Below are 957 nucleotides of genomic sequence, written 5' to 3' on the forward strand. Positions count from 1 at the left end.
CGCGCAAGGATCGGCAGCTGATGTTGTGCCGCTTCAATCAGCGGTAATCCAAAGCCTTCACCTTGAGAAGCGGCCAGCAAGCATGACGCCGCCGAATAGACTTTTTCCAGATACTCATCGCTGATGCCGTCAAGCCAAAACAGACGCTTGTTTAATTGTGGATGGTTGCGCAAGCGCGTGCACAATGTGTCGACCATCCAGCCTTGTTTGCCCACAAGAACCAGATTGACCTGCTCGCCTTGGGCCCATAGCAGATCAAAGGCTGCAAGGGTTTGGGCATTCCCCTTGCGCGGTTCAATGGTGCCCACCGACAAGAAACTCGGGGCGCTACGCAGGCATTCGAGTACCTCATTGGCGCCTTGGGCCAAACCGTTTGAAGGCATCGAAGCGGCCAAATCAGCGCCTAGATGGAACCAGCTCGTCTGCAAGGGAGAGGGCGACAAGCGCGGTGCGCCATGGGCGGCAACCCAGTGCTGCAGATCAGCAGTCACCGAGGCAGAGATACATAGCGCTGCATCGGCCTTGGAAACCTCGTATAGCCAAGCGGCATGAGCATCCTTAGTGCCGGCGGGAAAGTGCTCCTCGAACTGGATCGGGATCAGGTCATAGACTACGAAAGAAGTCTTCACCCCACGTTCGCGCATACGGGTGAATACCCCGTATTTGCTCCCCTCAACAATAATCGAACTGGAGAAGTCCAAGCCAAGGAATTGATCGCCAGGTTGCATATCCAAAGGCTCATCGACTAACCATCCGGTCGGGCAGCCCATCAACGAAAGCATGAAATTGCGCGCATAGCGCCAATGCCAAACACCCCCGCTATCGCTCAAAAACACCGGTTCAAACAGATAACCAGTAGGCGGCGATTCAATCAGCGCCAGTAGCAACGCCCTGACCACACGCTGAATACCGGTGCRTAGTTCAACCCGGATCATGGCAGAGACGTCAACATATATG

At 55.1% G+C, this 957-nt stretch carries 1 protein-coding gene; it reads right to left on the reverse strand.

The window, feature by feature from the left end; translation table 11 throughout:
- Positions 1-887: glycosyltransferase (locus AC1DRJ_RS29700; protein ID WP_477805266.1), on the reverse strand; the 887-nt coding region annotated here is incomplete at its 3' end.
- Positions 888-957 lie beyond the last annotated feature (70 nt).

The sequence above is a fragment of the Pseudomonas sp. P5_B2 genome, from assembly GCF_056400445.1.